At 46.7% G+C, this 19,419-nt stretch carries 11 protein-coding genes, 2 tRNA genes and 3 rRNA genes; 12 read left to right on the top strand and 4 right to left on the bottom strand.

Annotated features, from left to right (window positions below):
- The first annotated feature begins 168 nt into the window (after nt 1–168).
- The 3 genes from AC1MBV_RS08550 to AC1MBV_RS08540 all read left to right on the top strand — a co-directional run bounded on the left by AC1MBV_RS08550 (nt 169) and on the right by AC1MBV_RS08540 (nt 2,639).
- Complete coding sequence (locus tag AC1MBV_RS08550; protein WP_480948105.1) at nt 169–723, top strand: biotin transporter BioY; 555 nt, start codon at nt 169–171, stop codon at nt 721–723.
- A 17-nt stretch (nt 724–740) separates the two neighbouring features.
- Nucleotides 741–1,733 (top strand): biotin synthase BioB, encoded by a 993-nt coding sequence (gene bioB / locus AC1MBV_RS08545; protein WP_480948104.1) that lies wholly within the window; start codon nt 741–743, stop codon nt 1,731–1,733.
- 474 nt (nt 1,734–2,207) lie between these two features.
- Nucleotides 2,208–2,639 carry a DUF2383 domain-containing protein gene (locus AC1MBV_RS08540; RefSeq protein WP_255748525.1) on the top strand — a complete coding sequence of 144 codons (432 nt, stop codon included), beginning with the start codon at nt 2,208–2,210 and terminating at the stop codon, nt 2,637–2,639.
- 68 nt (nt 2,640–2,707) lie between these two features.
- On the opposite strand, the gene AC1MBV_RS08535 is transcribed toward AC1MBV_RS08540, so the two are convergent.
- The 3 genes from AC1MBV_RS08535 to AC1MBV_RS08525 form a co-directional block, all read right to left on the bottom strand.
- Nucleotides 2,708–6,421: a hypothetical protein gene (locus tag AC1MBV_RS08535; protein ID WP_480948103.1), complete on the bottom strand. Its 3,714-nt coding sequence runs from the start codon at nt 6,419–6,421 to the stop codon at nt 2,708–2,710.
- Nucleotides 6,422–6,636: 215 nt separating this feature from the next.
- Nucleotides 6,637–7,761 carry an IS4 family transposase gene (locus AC1MBV_RS08530; RefSeq protein WP_480947824.1) on the bottom strand — a complete coding sequence of 375 codons (1,125 nt, stop codon included), beginning with the start codon at nt 7,759–7,761 and terminating at the stop codon, nt 6,637–6,639.
- 291 nt (nt 7,762–8,052) lie between these two features.
- Nucleotides 8,053–9,180, bottom strand: coding sequence for an IS4 family transposase (locus AC1MBV_RS08525; protein ID WP_480947342.1), 1,128 nt, complete (start codon nt 9,178–9,180; stop codon nt 8,053–8,055).
- A gap of 289 nt (nt 9,181–9,469) precedes the next feature.
- Here AC1MBV_RS08525 and AC1MBV_RS08520 point away from each other — a divergent pair, with 289 nt between their 5' ends.
- The 4 genes from AC1MBV_RS08520 to gerD all read left to right on the top strand — a co-directional run bounded on the left by AC1MBV_RS08520 (nt 9,470) and on the right by gerD (nt 13,049).
- Nucleotides 9,470–9,931 carry a DUF2521 family protein gene (locus tag AC1MBV_RS08520; protein ID WP_480948102.1) on the top strand — a complete coding sequence of 154 codons (462 nt, stop codon included), beginning with the start codon at nt 9,470–9,472 and terminating at the stop codon, nt 9,929–9,931.
- Between the two features lie 71 nt (nt 9,932–10,002).
- Nucleotides 10,003–10,713, top strand: coding sequence for an N-acetylmuramoyl-L-alanine amidase CwlD (cwlD, locus tag AC1MBV_RS08515; protein WP_255748521.1), 711 nt, complete (start codon nt 10,003–10,005; stop codon nt 10,711–10,713).
- Nucleotides 10,714–10,797: 84 nt separating this feature from the next.
- Nucleotides 10,798–11,841 carry an Mrp/NBP35 family ATP-binding protein gene (locus AC1MBV_RS08510; RefSeq protein WP_480948101.1) on the top strand — a complete coding sequence of 348 codons (1,044 nt, stop codon included), beginning with the start codon at nt 10,798–10,800 and terminating at the stop codon, nt 11,839–11,841.
- A 623-nt stretch (nt 11,842–12,464) separates the two neighbouring features.
- Entirely contained in the window at nt 12,465–13,049 is a 585-nt protein-coding gene (gene gerD / locus AC1MBV_RS08505) for a spore germination lipoprotein GerD (protein ID WP_255748519.1), read from the top strand.
- On the opposite strand, the gene AC1MBV_RS08500 is transcribed toward gerD, so the two are convergent.
- Complete coding sequence (locus tag AC1MBV_RS08500; RefSeq protein ID WP_255748518.1) at nt 13,046–13,798, bottom strand: polysaccharide deacetylase family protein; 753 nt, start codon at nt 13,796–13,798, stop codon at nt 13,046–13,048. The genes gerD and AC1MBV_RS08500 overlap by 4 nt on opposite strands.
- Before the next feature lie 384 nt (nt 13,799–14,182).
- Between AC1MBV_RS08500 and AC1MBV_RS08495 the strand changes: the two genes are divergently transcribed.
- The 5 genes from AC1MBV_RS08495 (at nt 14,183) to AC1MBV_RS08475 (ending at nt 19,343) form a co-directional block, all read left to right on the top strand.
- Nucleotides 14,183–15,731: ribosomal RNA gene (locus AC1MBV_RS08495) — 16S ribosomal RNA — on the top strand.
- Nucleotides 15,732–15,952: 221 nt separating this feature from the next.
- Nucleotides 15,953–18,880: ribosomal RNA gene (locus AC1MBV_RS08490) — 23S ribosomal RNA — on the top strand.
- A gap of 73 nt (nt 18,881–18,953) precedes the next feature.
- Nucleotides 18,954–19,070: ribosomal RNA gene (rrf, locus tag AC1MBV_RS08485) — 5S ribosomal RNA — on the top strand.
- Together the 16S, 23S and 5S rRNA genes with 2 tRNA genes alongside form the textbook arrangement of a ribosomal RNA operon.
- A gap of 122 nt (nt 19,071–19,192) precedes the next feature.
- Nucleotides 19,193–19,267 (top strand) — tRNA-Asn (locus tag AC1MBV_RS08480).
- 2 nt (nt 19,268–19,269) lie between these two features.
- A tRNA-Thr gene (locus AC1MBV_RS08475) sits at nt 19,270–19,343 on the top strand.
- Nucleotides 19,344–19,419 lie beyond the last annotated feature (76 nt).

Here is a 19,419-nt window from a genome sequence, read left to right as displayed (position 1 = left end):
TTCATTTTTATGCCTTCTCACGTCTGATCGTTTGTCCACTAATAAACACATTAAAATCACTAATGAAATATGCGTATGCAAAATATGTTAACCTTAATTTATTTTGGGTTGACGTATTTAAAAGGTAAACTTAAAATTATATTTTGTTAACGAAAGGAGAACGTGTCTTTGAAAACAAAATCGCTTACTTTAATTTCATTGTTTGTTGCGATGATGATTGCCTTTGGTGCACTACCTGCCGTCGCTATTCCGTTTATCCCCGTTCCGTTTACTTTTCAGATGATTGGTGTCATGTTGGTCGGCAGTATTCTTGATGCCAAGAAAGGACTTGCGGCTATGCTTGTTTTTACTGCACTTGCGGCTGCCGGTGTTCCGGTATTGTCCGGATACCGTGGCGGTTTGGGTGTTCTGCTCGGACCGACTGGAGGCTACGTACTTGCATGGCCACTTGCTGTATTTGTTATTGGCCTACTTACTGATTACATAAAAATAGAAAAATGGATGGTTTTCGGGCATTACCTCGCGATACTTGTCGGTATTCTGATTATCTATGCAATTGGTGTATCGTGGTTTGCTTTTTATAATCATCTTTCGCTTCTTGCAGTTGCAGAGAGCAACTTAATACTTTTTCTTCTTGACCTTGTTAAGGCAGTTCTATGTGCTGTGGTCGCTGTTCAACTAAAACAGAGGCTTTCAGTTATAAGAAAATCTAAAGCTGTTTAAAAAAGGATGGTGCACTTTTGAAATGGTATGATTTAGCTCAGAGTATTATTGCCGGTGATGCATGTACAGCAGAAGAAGCACAGCAGATTTTGAATGTTCCCGATGATGAAACATTGGATCTTGTCTGCGGTGCTTACCAATTACGAAAATATTATTTTGGAATGAACATGAAATTGAATTTGATTATTAACGCTAAAAGTGGTCGTTGTGCAGAGAACTGCGGCTATTGCTCACAGTCTATTTATGCGGATACATCGATTAAAGAATATCCGCTTGTTAGTGAGGAGATCATCGTGAACGGTGCCAAACAAGCTTATGAAAATCAAATTGGTACCTACTGCATTGTAATGAGTGGGCGAAAAGCAGCGCCTAGAGAAATACGCGCAGTTTGCTCAGCAGTTGAAAAAATAAAAGAAACAATGCCGACAATGAAAATATGTGCATGTCTCGGCTTGATTAATGAAGAACAGGCAAAAGCACTAAAGAAGGCCGGTGTTGACCGATTTAATCACAACTTGAATACAAGTGCCTCTCATTATAATCAAATTGCAACCACACATCATTACCAGGATCGTGTAGACACCATTGAAGCGGTCAAAAAGGCAAATATTTCTCCATGTTCCGGCATCATTTGCGGAATGGGAGAAACGAATGAAGATATCATTGACATGGCTTTTGCTCTGAGAAAATTGGACGCAGACTCAATTCCGGTGAATTTTCTTAATCCCATTCCGGGAACAAAACTAGAGAATATGCACGAATTGACGCCAAACCGTTGTTTGAAGATTTTAGCGCTTTTTCGTTTTATGAATCCGACAAAAGAAATACGTATCGCCGGCGGTCGTGAAGTGAACCTGCGTTCCTCACAGAATCTTGGACTTTATATTGCAAATTCAATTTTTATTGGAGATTATTTGACAACAGAAGGTCAAAGCAAGTCGAAGGATTATCAAATGATTGAGGATCTCGGCTTTGCAATTGAAGCCAAAACAGTCGAAACCAAAATATAAACATGCAAATGAATGAATCAAACAATTACTTAATAGAAAAATTTTCTGTTTATTGCGGAAAATGATGGAAATAAAAAAGATTGAACCGATAAATTAAGTGATCAAAGAACTTAATCCCCTTGACGGACCTACAATGTAGGCCCTTTTTTTACGTTCAGCCATGGTTAAGCAAAAATTAAGATTTGAAGTGCACAATAATAGATGAAGCTACAACAGCTTCCTCCTTAGGTCCCCCTCGGGGGTCCATTAATTTAAATTTTTAAGTAATTGCTTCCCCCTGTATTACTTTTCTTGGGACTCTGCGGAGTCCTATTTTTTTGCACAACTAGAAACGATAAAATTCAAAGAGTAAGTCTCTAATCAACATGTATGGACGTTATGATCGTTTTTCTCAAATCTCACATATCAGTTAAACGGGTAGACTGATGATTTTGCTTTTCTTGGAAATCCTAAAAGTGAAAGGTGCGATTAATGATGAAAAATGAAGAAATAGCCGCTCTAAATGAACTACTGAAAGGTTTATATATGGGCATCCACGCCTATGATCATTTTATGGAAAAAGCAAAGGATTCTGACCTCAAGCAAAAGTTTCAAACGATCCAGTATGAAATTAGGGAACAGGCACTGCGCATTGTCGAACGCGTGCAGGATCTCGGCGGCACGCCTGTTGAAACTGCCGGTTTAATTGGTGCCTTTCAAGATTATCTCGTCAAATTGAGGGTCCCTAATGAGGACGGTCAAATCATTCAAAAGGCGATTGAAGGCGAGCAGCTTGGTATTGAGATGACCGAAAAGATGGTGCGCGGAGATCTCTCAGCGGAAAGTGAACGGGTCGTCAGGGAAGTGCTGGATCAGGATCGATCGCATGTGGATAAGCTGAGGGCAATGATTGGACAAACCGTGTAAAAAAATTCAGAAGCAGCAAAAAGACGGCTCAGAAATTCAACATGAGCCGTCCATTTTTTTCAAACTAATTAATGCCATGCATTGAGGTAATGCTTGATTTTTTGCATCATTGACTCGCGCGGCGGCAAATTAAGCTTGGCGCGGCGGAGCTTATCCTGTCTGGTCCACTCAGCGATACTGGCGATGGCGATCAGCACGAATCCGCCGATGACTAGATAAAACCACCAAGGCAGCTCGATCCACATATGGCGCCGGTTATACAGCAAGCTTATAATGAGCGCAACGATGCTCGTGAAGAAGTAGGACTTATATTTTAAAAGAAATCCGATGCTCGTGCCGACTAATGCCACAATAGCGAAGGTGAGCAGGGCTCCTGTCTCGCCGATTGTAAGCGCAAGCAGCATCAGGCGTAGATAAATAACGGCAACCGCAATCCATTCAATGCGCAGAGCATAGAGACTTGTGCTCCATAGTTTGCGGCAGGACAGTGAGACAATGATCAAAAAGAGCGCGGCAAGCAGTACATGATTCATAAAAGGAAAGAGTGGACTCTTTTGCAGAATAATCGCTGCCGGCCAAAGTAAAGCGATCAGCGCTCCGTTCATCCATATTTTCCGTTCTAAAAGGTGCACACTGCGGTACGCGTTCAATGCGCCATATATGACCACAAGACAAGCAGCGGTCAGCTTTCCAAAATAAAGGTTGTGCGCGGCCATGTACCCGTAAAAAGCGAACAGATAGGCAAAAGCCGTGATGAGTTCATAATTAAGTGAAAAATTATTTTTCTTAATAAAGGGTTTCTGCTGCCAGAGTGAAATGGTGAGCAGAACCAGTGAAGCACTGAGAAAGCTTGCAGTTTTAATTGCAAAAGGTGCATGCACAAGATTCAGCCAAATCAGAAGGGAGAGCAGCATCATGGGTACAATGCTCAGGCTCTGCAGACGATAAACGTAAAGGAATACAAGCAGTCCGAGTGAGGCACAAATGCCAATTAAGGTAATGATGACGCCTGAGAGATCCCAAGTTGTGCGAACGGCGACCAGTGCTGTGAATGCTAAAAGACAGAAAACGGTCGGATGCAGGACGCAGCGCCATGATTCCTTGCTAAAAACCCAACACAACGTTGCAACGAGTGTGGTCAGTGCCAGCGAATAGACCGCGTCTTGTGTGATCGGCAGAAGATCCTGAAGCCGCGAGCCCCAAAGGAAAATGAGCAGGAGAACAATGTTGCTGAATACATAACGTTCAACAATTTTAACCGCATGCCAGGCAAACCATACAAATCCGCCAAGCGGAATGATCATCCAGTAGAATGGATCAAGAAAGGCAGTTGGCACGGCGAGACCAAGAAAAACAAGTGTCGGATAAAAGGCAGTCCGTTTCCATGAGCTGTTTGCTTTAATATAAAACAAGTATAAAATCACGGCTGTAACGGAAACACATTGCCAGAAGCTTATTCCGGTCATGGACCAGAAAACTTGAATATTTTCAAACAGCCCGAGGACAAGGATGGCAGAGCAGCAAAAGCTGATCAGCCGAGCTGTCGCGTTTTTCGTTTTGAAGCAATAGAACATATAACCTCCTGCTGCCAGGAGCGACACCACAGGAAAAGCTGGCGCTTCAAAAAAGCTGTTCCAAGTGAGTAAGACGCCGAAAAGCATAAGTATATGTGTCAGCCAATAATAAATGGGTCCGGCAATCGTCAGCTTTTTTTGATTAAGTAGGTAGCATGCTGCTACAGCCGTGAGCGCCGCTGCTTCCAGGTAGAGTACAAGCCCTGTAACCTGAACGCCATGGCTTGCAAGCAGCCAAACCGGATAAAACAGGGCGGCTCCGGCAAGTAGTCCATGCAATGCCGCCCATAAATCGTTAGGGTTGCGCATCAGGAGTACGGCAGAAATCAGCACGCCGTAAATGAGGATAACGAGACCTGAAACAGTTGGTCCTGACGCAATTTCATTAAACATAAACAGAAGCGAAAGCAGGTAATAAACACCGCTTGTATAAAGGATGGTCATCCGGTAGGCGCGGTTGTACGTGCGTGCGAGCAGGTGAGCCGCGAGCAGTACGGTACTCGCAGATACTAGTTGGATATCGTAGTGCCAATGCTCAGGGAAAAGGATAAGCAGTACAAGCCCGAATACAGCGGATTGAGTATGCCCAGCGATCTTTGCGCTCAGATCCGTACGTAGTAAGCTGGTCAGCAGCATGAGTGCCCAGACGATCAACGCCCAGGTCAGCCACTCCCATTTGTCAAAAATCGCATAGCTCGCGATCAAGCTGAGCAGCATGAAACTTGCGGTTACAATCGGAATCGCCGACTGATAACTTGACATGAAGCGTGCTGTCCTTTTATAGAGGAAAAGCCCTGTATAAAGCACAATACTGAGAATCATCACGCAGCGAAGTTCAGTCGCAAAAGAACTTTTAAAGATAATGCAGGCGTCAAAGACGAGCGTATAAGCAGCAAACAATGCAGCGTAAGGAAACCATGTCTTCGGATGCCGCCAGGTCAAATAGACGAGAATGCCGAAAATAACGGCAAGGCAGAGCGGAGACAAAAAGTAACTCATGCTGTTCGGCTCAATAGCAATTTTGAAATACGTGATGAACGGAATCATGATGCAGAACAAGCAGCAGGCGGCAGCGCTTAAATGCTGGTAAACGCGAGCCCAGAGCGGATCTGCGAATCGCTGAATGCCAAATTCCGAAAGACCGGTATAGAAAATAAGCAGAACGGTCCATAAAATGATCGACAGTGAATAATTGTGAGTAAACAGTATCGTTTGTTGAAAAGTCAAAGCGCAAAAAAACAAATAACCGGCATGGTAGCCCTTGGACAATCCTTTATAAACGCACCAGAGAAATGCGCAAGACACAAGTAGGGTTACGATCGCATACACGGTTGCTGGACGCCAGAAGGCTAAAGCGAGCAGAGCATTCGCCGCAACAAGAACTTGCGTAAACAGTTGGTCGTACTTCAGTGTGTAGTGAAAAAAGCGGGACTGTCTCACGCGCTGCAAGAAGTAAGGTGCGGCGAGCCATATAAGACTAAACAGGTTAATGAGCACTTGCCATGCAGTTACTTGATGGGTCATGAAGTAGGTGCCGAAGCACAGTGCGGCGTAGCTGAATAAAAGTGACAGGCCTTCAAAGAGGCGGGACGCAAAACGCCGGGCAATCCAATGATAGAGCAGAACAAAGAGCAGGGATGAGACAAAGCCGAGAAGCGATGCACCGTTACCATGAAGAGCGAAATAGGTGCCGAAAAGCTGATAATAGGAAGCACAGACAAGCACAATAGGAAGAAAGAGCGCAGATAATGTAGTGAACGCGAAGGCTGTTTGACGGATGTGAAGCTTTCGCGCAATGAAGCTCATTACAGAAAAGACAATGGAAACAGAAAGAATGGCCAGCATCTTCACCCAAGCATTCATCGTACCCCAGTTCGTTGTTGCTAAAATGAATCCGCCGAGAAGAAGAAATGAAACACCTAAAATCAGCACCAGCGTCAAATTTTTTTCGCGAAGCTGCTCGCGGGTCAGCTTTTTCTTCGGCTGCTTGGGGACGTGTGCCGCTTTGCTTTTGCGGGCGTCTAACGGCTTCGGCTTTTCACTCAGCAGTTTTTTCGGCTGCGCGGGCGGCACTTTGGGTGCCTCGTTTATGTGCGCGATATAGCGTGTATAGACGGTGCGGAGACGTGACGCCTCGGCTTTGGTCAGATAACCGCCTTGCAGCATTCCTTCGATCTCGTCGAAAAATAGTCGGGTTCGATCAGTCAAGCACAATCACCTCCGGATTACTTCTCCATATTTAATTTTTCTTCACTAGCGTTTACTAGCGTTGCATAAACATATTGATTTCTTTTTGCCAAAATATTCAGATGATTGATTTCTCTGGCGTGATTAAAAAAGCCAACGAGTCCCTAAAAGGTGCTCCATTCCATTTTTACAATATTATCCATTTGTTCCAGAGTGACAGGTTTTTGTGGTCTCTTTTAAGTCTTCACTTTCTCTTTCCTTGTCCGGAACTGAAGACGATGGAGCCATTTTTTCGCAGGGCTCCAAAGCATCCCTTTGAGCCACCGACTGATCTGCAGCAGGGAAGCACTCGTCTCGAGTTCCTGTTGGACCAGAAGAAATAAGCAGTAGTGAATCAGCGACAAAATGATTTGATTATGAACGGCGGTTTCACTCTGACCATAGAAGGTTTTCAGACGGACATGTTGCTTGAGCCATTTGAAAAAGAGTTCAATCGCCCAACGTTCCCGGTAGATCGTCCCGAGTTCCTCTGCTGGAAGATCAAAACGATTAGTGATGATCCGGATGGTTCGTCCCTGATCATCCTGAGACACGATCAGGCGAAAGAAGTTGTCCGCCTGATGAAGCGGATCACCCAGCAGGATCATCTGGTCTGACTGAATCGCCCCATCTTCTGGAACCGCATAGCTGCGAATAGTTTGCGTGACCGCGTTCTTCTTCAGACGAGAGGCAAAGAATATGCCATTATCCGAGAAACGGTCGAAGGCCTTATAGTCGATGTAGCCGCGATCAAAGACATACATGGCCTCCTCATCGACCAAGGCATCCAGTTCCTCACGGTCATGAACCTGAGCTGACGTCAGGATCGCTTTTTCCGGAAAGACCTGTCCCTTGCCCAGGAACACGAGGCGAAGGTGCAGCTTCACTCCTGCTTTTGTTTTTCGGAACTGTGCCCATGGGAATTGGTTCGGGTTCATGGTGATCGTCGTGGAATCAACGATTTTCAATAACCTTTTCGAATCCGGTACAGGTTTTCCTTTCATCTTGGCAACGAGTTCTAAGAAGAGCATCATCAAGAGTTGGGGATCCACCGTGTTATTCTTTCTTGAGAGCTGAGCGGCGCTGATTGAAGAAAGTCCTGTGACCCGTTGAAGATGTTGATTCAGGACACAGTCCGACAGAGCGCGCAGGCTGTCTTCTTTATGAAGCTGAGCATAGAGAAAGAGCAGGATATAAGCCTTGGTGGTCAGCTTTTTCACGTATTTATCTGCCTGAGTCTGATTCAGTTTCTGTTCCAGGTGTCTAAAATTAATTGGATTTAACCATTGTTCAAAGGATGAAAGTCGTGTATTCTTATCCATAGTCGAGTCCTTTATTTGGATTTGGATAGGAAACACCTATCCTTCCATAATAAAGGATTTTTTTATGCCCTGACCTTCTTAATTTTGAACATTTATAGTATTATGAATCATCACATTTAATTCCTGCAACGTTAGTAACTAGCGTTGCATAAATATTGACGAACTATTCAGAATTTGTATTTTTTCTACCAAAGCCAAAAAAGTTAATGTCCACCTAAAAGGTGACTCGATCCATTTTACAATTTTATCCAGTTAATCAGTGTCCAAGTGTCAACAGCCTTTAAGGTGCCTTTAGGTTACTCGTTTCCTTTTATTCATTTGAAAACGAATACGGCGGAACCATTGCTCACAGGATTTCCAAAGCACAGCTTTGAACCATCGGTTCAGTTGAAGTACTGAACTCGTCGTTTTAAGTTTCTGCTGAATCAAAACGAATAGACTGTAATGAATCAACGCCAAAAGTAGTTGATTCTGGACAGCCTTCTCACTTTGTCCGTAAAATGTTTGGATCCGAACATGTTGCTTCAGCCATTTGAAAAAAAGTTCGATGGCCCATCGATGACGATAGACATCACTGATTTCTGTCGCCGACAAGTCAAAACGATTGGTGATGATCCGAATGTTCTTCCCCTGATCGTCTTGCGCCACGATGAGACGGAAGGCATTTTCCGTTTGGTTTTGAATGCTGCCCAGCAGGATCATTTGATCCGATAAAAGAGAACTTTTCTCGGGGACTTTATAGTTGTGCAGGACATGGATAACGGCATTCTTTTTTAAACGGGAAGCAAAGAACATCCCCTCTTCGGAAAAACGATCAAAGGCCTGGTAATCCACATAGCCTCGATCAAAGACATACATGGCTTCTTTCTCGTCAACGAGCACATCGAGTTGCGAGCGGTCATTGACTTGAGCGGATGTAAGGACTGCTTTTTCCGGAAACACTTGCCCTTTTCCCATAAAGACAAGGCGAAGGTGCAGCTTGACGCCGGCTTTGGTTTTGCGAAAGTGAGCCCATGGATAGCGCTGAGCATTCAGGGATATCGTCGTCGAATCCACAACCCTAAGCTGTTCATCCATTTGGGGTGCTCGTTTGCCTTTAATCTTGGCGACCAGATCAAGAAAGAGCATCATCAACAGTTGCGGGTCAACCGAGTTATTTTTTCTTGAGAGTTGTGAGGCGCTGATCGACGAGAGACCCGTTGCTTTCTGAAGCTCTTCACTTAAGACGCAGTCCGAAATCGAACGCAGACTGTCTTCTTTCTGGAGATGAGCATACAGAAAAAGGGTCATATAAGCCTTTGTCGTCAGCTTTTTCACGTACTTGTCACCGCCGGTTTGTCCGAGGGTTTCGTCAAGCTGTTTAAAGTTTATCTGATTTAACCATTGCGAAAATGAAGAGAGATGTGTATTCTTATCCATGCGTGAATCCTTTTCTTTGGATTTGGATAGAATCACCTATCCTTCCATTGTAAAGGATTTTTTTGTTGGCTAGCCTCTTTAAATTCGACTATTCCTAGTATTTTGAATCATCAGTTTTGATTACTGCAACGCTAGTGATTTTTCTTAACATAAGTATCAGTTTTTCATAAGACCGCGTCAATGCTTCAGAAGCAAACATTTTTCGTACTGTTTATGCTTCCACCACTTTCCTTATGGGCGGAAGCAGCATGGAAAAAGCTGTTACGGTTGATCGAAGCTCTCTTGCCTGATGATAAAGAGGGAAGGAGGAGCGATCATGGGTGTTGTCATGGATTTTAAAGAGAAACTGCGTCATAAACAGCTCGATTCAGAACGCCGGGCGCTTCAAGATTTATCGTTTTCTAAAATTGAACAGGCGGTGCAGGATTATTTTGACCGTTATTTAGTACTTGTTCCTGCGGCCGCAAAAACCGGCAAAGAAATGTGCGCAGAATACGCACTTGAGAGCTTCTTGCTGGGTTCTTCGATGGGACGCTTCGGCTTTTATGGGGAAGAAAAAATCGAAGCATTCAAACGAAGCAAAATTGAATTTTATGCCCTTTATGACGACTTTTATGATTTCTGGCTTTTCTGGGGAGCAGATCAGCAATCACTTGATGACCTGCAGGATACTTGTCGCAAATACTTATTCAACTGGTGGTCAGAGGGATTTGATGCCTCGCTGAAACGTTGGCGTCTCAAGCTTCACTAATCCGCGCATAATCGCAGGCTTTGTCCATATATATGAGATAGAGACAGGCTTGCATGTGTGGGGGGATTGGCGTGAGACGCAGATGGTTATTTTGGGGATGCATGGTTGTAGTGCTCGGCTTTGTGACACTGGCCGGTGTCAAATGGCTGGTAAGCTGGCATACGAGTCAGAATTGGCATACACCGCTCGCGGGGCGGGTTATTGTCATTGATGCAGGGCACGGCGGACCGGACGGAGGCGCGGTGGGCGGAAGTACTGAAGAAAAGGATATTACGCTTAAAATTGCACAGGATGTGCGCAATTACTTACAGGAAATGGGTGCTGTTGTAATGATGACCCGGGATAAAGACATGGATTTAGCGGATGACAATTATGAAGGGCGGCATAAAAGGCAGGATCTCGTGCGTCGGGCAGAACTTATTAATAAAACGCATCCGGATGCGTTTGTCAGTGTTCATCTTAATGCGATTCCAATGCCAAGCCTGCATGGTGCGCAAACCTTTTACCACCCGAAATTCAGCGAGAACCGCAAGCTCGCTCTGTTCATTCAGGATTCCTTGAAACGCAATCTCGGCAATACAAATCGGTACGCGAAACCAATCAGCCATGTCTATCTGCTGAAAAAGGCGGAGGCACCGTCCGCGCTCGTTGAGGTAGGATTTCTCTCGAATGCCCAGGAGCGTGCGCTGCTCGTACAACGTGATTATCAAAAACAAGCGGCAGCTTCCATTAGCCAAGGCGTCATGCGTTATTTCACAAATGAAAAGGTCCCTTCTGATTAAAGCAAAGGTGTTCAATTACTGGGTTTTTGGTACCCGGATTGGTATACTGAAAATGCATGCATTAGCGGAAGGGTTGGTGAGAATATGATCAAAAAACAGCAGGTTTTGGACGTGCTGAAAACCGTCCAGGACCCCTTTTTGCATAAAAATCTTTTGGAAACACAGGCATTGAAGGAATTGACGATCGAGGATGATCACGTTCGCATGGACATTGCTCTTGCTAAGCAGGACCAAGTGAAACAGATGCAAATTCAGGTCGAACTCTCGTCAAAAATTAAAGAGCAAGGCGCAAAAGCGGTGAGCATTCGTTTTGCAGTGCTCAGCGATGAAGAAATCAAACAGTTGGGCGGTTTTCCCGTTGATCTGCCGACACTGCTTTCACCTGGAGTGAAAACAGAGTTTATCGCTGTAGCGAGCGGGAAGGGCGGCGTCGGAAAATCCACGGTTTCCGTCAATCTTGCGCTCGCACTTGCACGGCAGGGAAAGAAGGTCGGCTTGCTGGATGCCGATATTTACGGCTTCAGTGTGCCGGATATGATGGGCATTGAGAAGCGCCCGGCGATAAAAAATGACCGGATTATCCCGGTTGAGCGGTTCGGTATCAAAATCATTTCCATGGGCTTCTTTGTTGAAAATAATTCTCCGGTCATTTGGCGAGGCCCAATGCTCGGCAAAATGCTGAATAACTTCTTTAATGATGTATACTGGGGCGATCTTGATTATTTGGTACTCGATCTGCCGCCGGGAACCGGTGATGTGGCCATGGACATTCACAGCAAATTGCCGCATTCAAAAGAGATTATTGTCACCACACCGCATCCGACCGCTGCATTTGTCGCGGCACGTGCAGGGGCAATGGCAACTCACACCAAGCATGAAATTCTCGGTGTTGTTGAGAACATGGCGTATTATCAAAGCAAAAAGACCGGAGAGATTGATTATGTCTTCGGCAAAGGCGGCGGCGACAAACTCAGCGATCTGCTGCACACCGATCTTCTCGGCCGAGTGCCGCTTACGCAGCCGCAACCGAAAGAAGGAACGTTCGCTCCGGGCGTCTATTTTGAAGACGACCCGATCGCTCCGGTGTATAACGACATTGCAAAAAAGGTTATTAGCAAATTATCTTGATTTAAAACAAATCACCCCGGTCATTGGATGCTGGCATCCTAGATCCGGGGCTTTTTATTTGCCGCAGCCGTGTTTAAAGATGAAAACATGTTCACACCCTATCTTTCTCGATCATAGACGGATGATACGCAATAAGCCCGTAAGATTTGCTGACATCTGGACTTGTAACGAATCGTGGAAAGGTGGTAACGAAATCACAAAAAGTTGAAACGAACAAAGTTCAGTAATTATGCGGTTGGCTTTCGCTTTTATCGAATTGGTTTTAACTTTCTGGTTTCGCTTTAACTTTTGATGGATTAGCTTTAAGTTTACCGCCGTTTACTTTCACTTTTATAGGTTTGGCTTTAACCTTCTGGTTTCGCTTTAACTTTTGATGGATTAGCTTTAAATTTTCTGCTGTTCGCCTTCACTTTTCTCGCTTTCACCTTAACTTGCACTGTTTGTTGTCCTTCATGCGCTTTTATACACTTCGCAATCACTCCCTAACTATGCAAAATCCTACCTAATCCAAACAGTTCGATATTACCTTTTAATCATGTGATTGAATCCGAATTACCTGAATAAAAAAGTGCGGTTCACACATATTAAAGCAGGGACATTGTTGGTTAGGGAGGATCGCATTTATGGCTAGAGTACTATCATTGATCATGTGTACCGCTATGCTCGTCAGCTTGGCAGGCTGCGGAAACGGGCAAAAACCGCCAACCTATCAGGAAAATAAAAAAATGGTTTTGGATCTGCTCAAAACGGATGACGGTAAAGACACGATTAGGGATCTATTGAAGGACAGTGAAATGAGACAAGCCATTGTACTGGATGATCCGATTGTTCGCAAAACAGTGGTACAGACACTCACGACTGAGCAAGGGCAAAAATTATGGCGGCAACTATTTAACGATCCGGACTTCTCTGAACAGCTGGCAAAGACCATGGAGAGCGAAAATGAGAAATTATTAAAACAGATGATGAAGGATCCAGGGTATCAAGGCATGATGATGGATATTCTGAAAACACCTGAAATGCAGCAGCAGTACTTGAGTCTTCTTAAAACTAAGCCGTTTCGCGGACAAATCGAGCAGACCATTGGCGAACTTATGGCGACTCCTCTCTATAAAAAGCGGCTTGCTGATGCGATCATCGCGGCTTTAAAGAAGGAACAGGAAAAGTCGGAAAGCCAACAAAGTTCAGAAAGTCAGGAAAATCCTTAATCCATCAACTTGCTTTTTGACTGCGTATCAGAAATAAGACTCTTCACTGTGACAAATTGATACCCTCTGTTTTCAAGTTCTCTTATAATAAGTGGCAATGCACGATCCGTTCCCTTTGCCGAGTCCGAAGCATGGAGCTTAATAATGTCTCCTTTACCGGTTTTGCGTAAGACGCGGCTGACGATGACTTTATAACCTGGATTTTTTTCATCACGAGGATTCACACTCCAAAGCACCACCTGCTGATTTAGACTGCCGGCCGTACTCAATGTCTCTTTATTTGTCTTTCCGAAAGGCGGCCGAATCATGTTTGGGCGTTCGCCAAGTGTTTTATAAATAGCCTCACGCCCAAACAGGATGTCTGAGCGGACACGAGACGTGTCCAATTGCGTGTAATCTTCATGCCGCATTCCGTGGGATTCAACCTCATGACCGTTTCGTGCCATACTGCGAACAAGGCTCGGATGCCGTTCGGCCCATTCTCCGGAAATGAAGAAGGTCGCTTTTACATGTTCTTTATTAAGGGTCTTCAGAATCAGTGGGAGCTGCTGATCTCCCCAATTAATGTCGAATGTCAGAGCCAGATGCTTCTGATCAGTCTCAACTTTTGAGAGCGCTCCGGTTGATTGAATCGGTGTAAACACATCCGTCTCTTGTTTTTGAACGAATAAAATCAGCGCCGCAAAGAAGGCGGCAATAATAATCAGCATGATGTTCTTTATACGTTTGCCGTTGATGATCCAAAGCATGAGTGGTCCACCTCGTTCGAATGTTTGTACCATTGTATGGGCAAGCTCTGGTGAATATGCGGACGGCCTTTATATACAGAAAGAATAAAAAAACTGTTGACATTTTCTTTATAGCTGGTAAAATAAATTTTGTTGTCTTTCCGAAATAATGATTTGATGCGATCGAGTGATCAAAATTAAATTTAAAAAAGGGTTGACAATGAATAGTTAAGAAGATATAATTGTTTAGGTCGTCTGATAGAGACGATGAAGAATGTTCCTTGAAAACTGAACAAAAGCCAAGCGTGATATAAGGGTTTTAAACCCCATAATCAATTCAATTTTGCTATGGATCTTATGAACGAAAAAGCAAGGTCGGATCTCGTATCCGACATCAAGTAACACTTTTTGGAGAGTTTGATCCTGGCTCAGGACGAACGCTGGCGGCGTGCCTAATACATGCAAGTCGAGCGCATAGAAGGGAGCTTGCTCCCGGAAGTGAGCGGCGGATGGGTGAGTAACACGTGGGTAACCTGCCTGTCAGACTGGGATAACTGTGGGAAACCGCAGCTAATACCGGATAATCCCCTGCACCGCATGGTGCAGGGCTGAAAGATGGTTTCGGCCATCACTGACAGATGGGCCCGCGGTGCATTAGTTAGTTGGCGGGGTAACGGCCCACCAAGACAGCGATGCATAGCCGACCTGAGAGGGTGATCGGCCACATTGGGACTGAGACACGGCCCAAACTCCTACGGGAGGCAGCAGTAGGGAATCTTCCACAATGGACGAAAGTCTGATGGAGCAACGCCGCGTGAGCGAAGAAGGTTTTCGGATCGTAAAGCTCTGTTGCCGGAGAAGAACGTGCAGGAGAGGAAATGCTCTTGCAGTGACGGTATCCGGCCAGAAAGCCACGGCTAACTACGTGCCAGCAGCCGCGGTAATACGTAGGTGGCAAGCGTTGTCCGGAATTATTGGGCGTAAAGCGCGCGCAGGCGGCTTCTTAAGTCTGATGTGAAATCTTGCGGCTCAACCGCAAACGGTCATTGGAAACTGGGAAGCTTGAGTACAGAAGAGGAGAGTAGAATTCCACGTGTAGCGGTGAAATGCGTAGATATGTGGAGGAATACCAGTGGCGAAGGCGGCTCTCTGGTCTGTAACTGACGCTGAGGCGCGAAAGCGTGGGGAGCAAACAGGATTAGATACCCTGGTAGTCCACGCCGTAAACGATGAATGCTAGGTGTTAGGGGGTCCAACCCTTAGTGCTGAAGTTAACACATTAAGCATTCCGCCTGGGGAGTACGACCGCAAGGTTGAAACTCAAAGGAATTGACGGGGGCCCGCACAAGCAGTGGAGCATGTGGTTTAATTCGAAGCAACGCGAAGAACCTTACCAGGTCTTGACATCCTCTGACAAGTCTAGAGATAGGCCGTTCCCCTTCGGGGGACAGAGTGACAGGTGGTGCATGGTTGTCGTCAGCTCGTGTCGTGAGATGTTGGGTTAAGTCCCGCAACGAGCGCAACCCTTGATCTTAGTTGCCAGCATTCAGTTGGGCACTCTAAGGTGACTGCCGGTGACAAACCGGAGGAAGGTGGGGATGACGTCAAATCATCATGCCCCTTATGATCTGGGCTACACACGTGCTACAATGGGTGGTACAAAGGGCAGCGAAACCGCGAGGTCGAGCTAATCCCATAAAGCCACCCCCAGTTCGGATTGCAGGCTGCAACTCGCCTGCATGAAGCCGGAATTGCTAGTAATCGCGGATCAGCATGCCGCGGTGAATCCGTTCCCGGGCCTTGTACACACCGCCCGTCACACCACGAGAGTTTGTAACACCCGAAGTCGGTGCGAGAACCTTTATGGACTCAGCCGCCGAAGGTGGGACAAATGATTGGGGTGAAGTCGTAACAAGGTAGCCGTATCGGAAGGTGCGGCTGGATCACCTCCTTTCTAAGGAAACGATCAATAGCGAAGCGCTTGGACTTTTGTTTGGTTTTGAAGGAATCATTCCTTCACCGGCGTGCCGAAAGGCAGCCTTGAACCTTGAAAACTGGATAACGAAAGCAACGAAAGAAAGTCAAGAAACATCCAAGAAGATTATTGAATTGATCTTACGATCAAGAAACTAATCATGAATGTGGCGGATGAGGAGCAATATTTTCATCGTCAGTGGTTAAGTTTTAAAGAGCGCACGGTGGATGCCTTGGCACTGGGAGCCGATGAAGGACGGAACGAACGCCGATACGCTTCGGGGAGCTGTAAGTAAGCATTGATCCGAAGATTTCCGAATGGGGGAACCCCCTATCTTGAACAGATAGGATGCTCTGCTGAATCCATAGGCAGAGTAAGGCAGACCCGGGGAACTGAAACATCTCAGTACCCGGAGGAAGAGAAAGCAAATGCGATTTCCTGAGTAGTGGCGAGCGAAAGGGAAACAGCCCAAACCAAAGAGCTTGCTCTTTGGGGTTGTAGGACACTCCACATGGAGTCAGAAATGCACGTTTCAGGCGAACGACCTGGAAGGGTCGGCCAAAGAAGGCAAACGCCCTGTAGCCGACGGAACGTGCACTCCGGAGTGGATCCTGAGTACGGCGGGACACGAGAAACCCCGTCGGAATCCGGGAGGACCGTCTCCCAAGGCTAAATACTCCCCAGTGACCGATAGTGAACCAGTACCGTGAGGGAAAGGTGAAAAGCACCCCGGAAGGGGAGTGAAAGAGATCCTGAAACCGTGTGCTTACAAGTAGTTGGAGCCCCCTTCGGGGGGTGACAGCGTACCTTTTGTAGAATGGACCGGCGAGTGACGATTCTAAGCAAGGTTAAGCTGAAGAGGCGGAGCCGCAGCGAAAGCGAGTCTGAATAGGGCGTTTTAGTTTAGGGTTGTCGACCCGAAACCGTGTGATCTACCCATGTCCAGGGTGAAGTTCAGGTAACACTGAATGGAGGCCCGAACCCACGCATGTTGAAAAATGCGGGGATGAGGTGTGGGTAGGGGTGAAATGCCAATCGAACACGGAGATAGCTGGTTCTCCCCGAAATAGCTTTAGGGCTAGCCTCGGATGAGTGAGACTTGGAGGTAGAGCACTGATTGAATAAGGGGTCCCCACAGGATTACCGAGTTCAGTCAAACTCCGAATGCCAAGCCCTTACGTCCGGGAGTCAGACGGCGAGTGATAAGATCCGTCGTCGAAAGGGAAACAGCCCAGACCGCCGACTAAGGTCCCTAAGTTTGTGCTAAGTGGGAAAGGATGTGACGTTGCCCAGACAACCAGGATGTTGGCTCAGAAGCAGCCACCATTTAAAGAGTGCGTAATAGCTCACTGGTCGAGTGGCGTCGCGCCGAAAATGTAACGGGGCTAAGCACAGCACCGAAGTCGCGGATGACCGTAAGGTCATGGTAGGGGAGCGTTCCAAGGGCATTGAAGATGTGCCGTGAGGCATGTTGGAGCGTTTGGAAGTGAGAATGCCGGTATGAGTAACGAAAAGAGAAGTGAGAATCTTCTCCGTCGAAAGCCTAAGGGTTCCTGAGGAAGGTTCGTCCGCTCAGGGTTAGTCGGGGCCTAAGCCGAGGCCGAAAGGCGTAGGCGATGGACAACAGGTTGATATTCCTGTACCAGCGTTTCACGTTTGAGTGATGGGGGGACGCAGGAAGGTAAGGCGAGCGCACGGATGGAAGTGTGCGTTCAAGCCGCGAGGCCGGCAGCGAGGCAAATCCCGCTGCTATCCGCCAAACGGTGATGAGGAGGGAACTTAAGTACCGAAGCGCCTGATCCTACACTGCCAAGAAAAGCCTCTAGCGAGTGAAACGGTGCCCGTACCCAAACCGACACAGGTGGGCAAGAAGAGAATTCTAAGACGCTCGGGAGAACTCTCGTTAAGGAACTCGGCAAAATCACCCCGTAACTTCGGGAGAAGGGGTGCTCGTCGGACCTACGGGTCCGATGAGCCGCAGTGAAAAGATCCAAGCGACTGTTTACCAAAAACACAGGTTTCTGCTAAACCGTAAGGTGATGTATAGGGGCTGACACCTGCCCGGTGCTGGAAGGTTAAAAGGAGAGGTTATCCTTCGGGAGAAGCTTTGAATTGAAGCCCCAGTAAACGGCGGCCGTAACTATAACGGTCCTAAGGTAGCGAAATTCCTTGTCGGGTAAGTTCCGACCCGCACGAAAGGTGTAACGATTTGGATACTGTCTCAACGAGAGACCCGGTGAAATTATAGTACCTGTGAAGATGCAGGTTACCCGCGACAGGACGGAAAGACCCCATGGAGCTTTACTGCAGCTTGATATTGGATGTGGGTATCGTTTGTACAGGATAGGCAGGAGCCTTGGAAACCGGACCGCTAGGTTCGGTGGAGGCATCGGTGGGATACTGCCCTGACGATATCGACATTCTAACCCTGAACCGTGATCCGGTTCGGAGACAGTGTCAGGCGGGCAGTTTGACTGGGGCGGTCGCCTCCTAAAAGGTAACGGAGGCGCCCAAAGGTTCCCTCAGAATGGTTGGAAATCATTCGCAGAGTGTAAAGGCACAAGGGAGCTTGACTGCGAGACCTACAAGTCGAGCAGGGACGAAAGTCGGGCTTAGTGATCCGGTGGCACCGCATGGAAGGGCCATCGCTCAACGGATAAAAGCTACCCTGGGGATAACAGGCTTATCTCCCCCAAGAGTTCACATCGACGGGGAGGTTTGGCACCTCGATGTCGGCTCATCGCATCCTGGGGCTGAAGTAGGTCCCAAGGGTTGGGCTGTTCGCCCATTAAAGCGGTACGCGAGCTGGGTTCAGAACGTCGTGAGACAGTTCGGTCCCTATCCGTCGCGGGCGTAGGAAATTTGAGAAGAGCTGTCCTTAGTACGAGAGGACCGGGATGGACACACCGCTGGTGTACCAGTTGTTCCGCCAGGAGCATACGCTGGGTAGCTATGTGTGGACGGGATAAGTGCTGAAAGCATCTAAGCATGAAGCCCCCTTCAAGATGAGATTTCCCATGATTTTAAATCAGTAAGACCCCTTAGAGATGATGAGGTTGATAGGTCTGAAGTGGAAGCACCGTGAGGTGTGCAGCGGACAGATACTAATCGGTCGAGGGCTTAACCCAGAATACCTTGGATTCACTTGTTTTGTTTCGATTGCTTTCGTTACCGGTTTTGAAGGCTCATGCGAGCCGGAAGTCTGGCGGTCATAGCGAAGAGGTCACACCCGTTCCCATCCCGAACACGGTCGTTAAGCTCTTCTGTGCCGATGGTAATTGGGGGCTGTCCCCCTGTGAGAGTAGGTCACTGCCAGGCAATGGAGAGAGGCAGGAAGTCATCGATGATGGCAGCCTGTTTCTTATTATATTTTATTATGTGAACCCTTCCATGATAATGGAGAGTACATTATAATATACATATCATTTTAACTTAAGTATTCCACAGTAGCTCAGTGGTAGAGCAATCGGCTGTTAACCGATCGGTCGTAGGTTCGAATCCTACCTGTGGAGCCAATGCTTCCATAGCTCAGTTCGGTAGAGCACTTCCATGGTAAGGAAGGGGTCGCTGGTTCAAGTCCAGTTGGAAGCTTAAAGCACAACGTATAGAGGTAAGTTATAGTTTTTAAGGCCGCCTTTCACAATAAATGAAATTGTGAAAGGCGGCC

Source organism: Sporolactobacillus sp. PKPK-6, assembly GCF_056678885.1.
Note: the sequence above shows the minus strand (reverse complement) of the source record. Positions and strands in the feature narration are given on the sequence as shown.

Excerpts from the sequence above, each read along its gene's own strand:
- AC1MBV_RS08540 (WP_255748525.1), top strand. The coding sequence starts at position 2,208 with ATGAAAAATGAAGAAATAGCCGCTCTAAATGAACTACTGAAAGGTTTA.
- AC1MBV_RS08530 (WP_480947824.1), bottom strand. The coding sequence starts at position 7,761 with ATGGATAAGAATACACGACTTTCATCCTTTGAACAATGGTTAAATCCA.
- AC1MBV_RS08525 (WP_480947342.1), bottom strand. The coding sequence starts at position 9,180 with ATGGATAAGAATACACATCTCTCTTCATTTTCGCAATGGTTAAATCAG.
- AC1MBV_RS08520 (WP_480948102.1), top strand. The coding sequence starts at position 9,470 with ATGATAAAGAGGGAAGGAGGAGCGATCATGGGTGTTGTCATGGATTTT.
- AC1MBV_RS08510 (WP_480948101.1), top strand. The coding sequence starts at position 10,798 with ATGATCAAAAAACAGCAGGTTTTGGACGTGCTGAAAACCGTCCAGGAC.
- gerD (WP_255748519.1), top strand. The coding sequence starts at position 12,465 with ATGGCTAGAGTACTATCATTGATCATGTGTACCGCTATGCTCGTCAGC.
- AC1MBV_RS08500 (WP_255748518.1), bottom strand. The coding sequence starts at position 13,798 with ATGCTTTGGATCATCAACGGCAAACGTATAAAGAACATCATGCTGATT.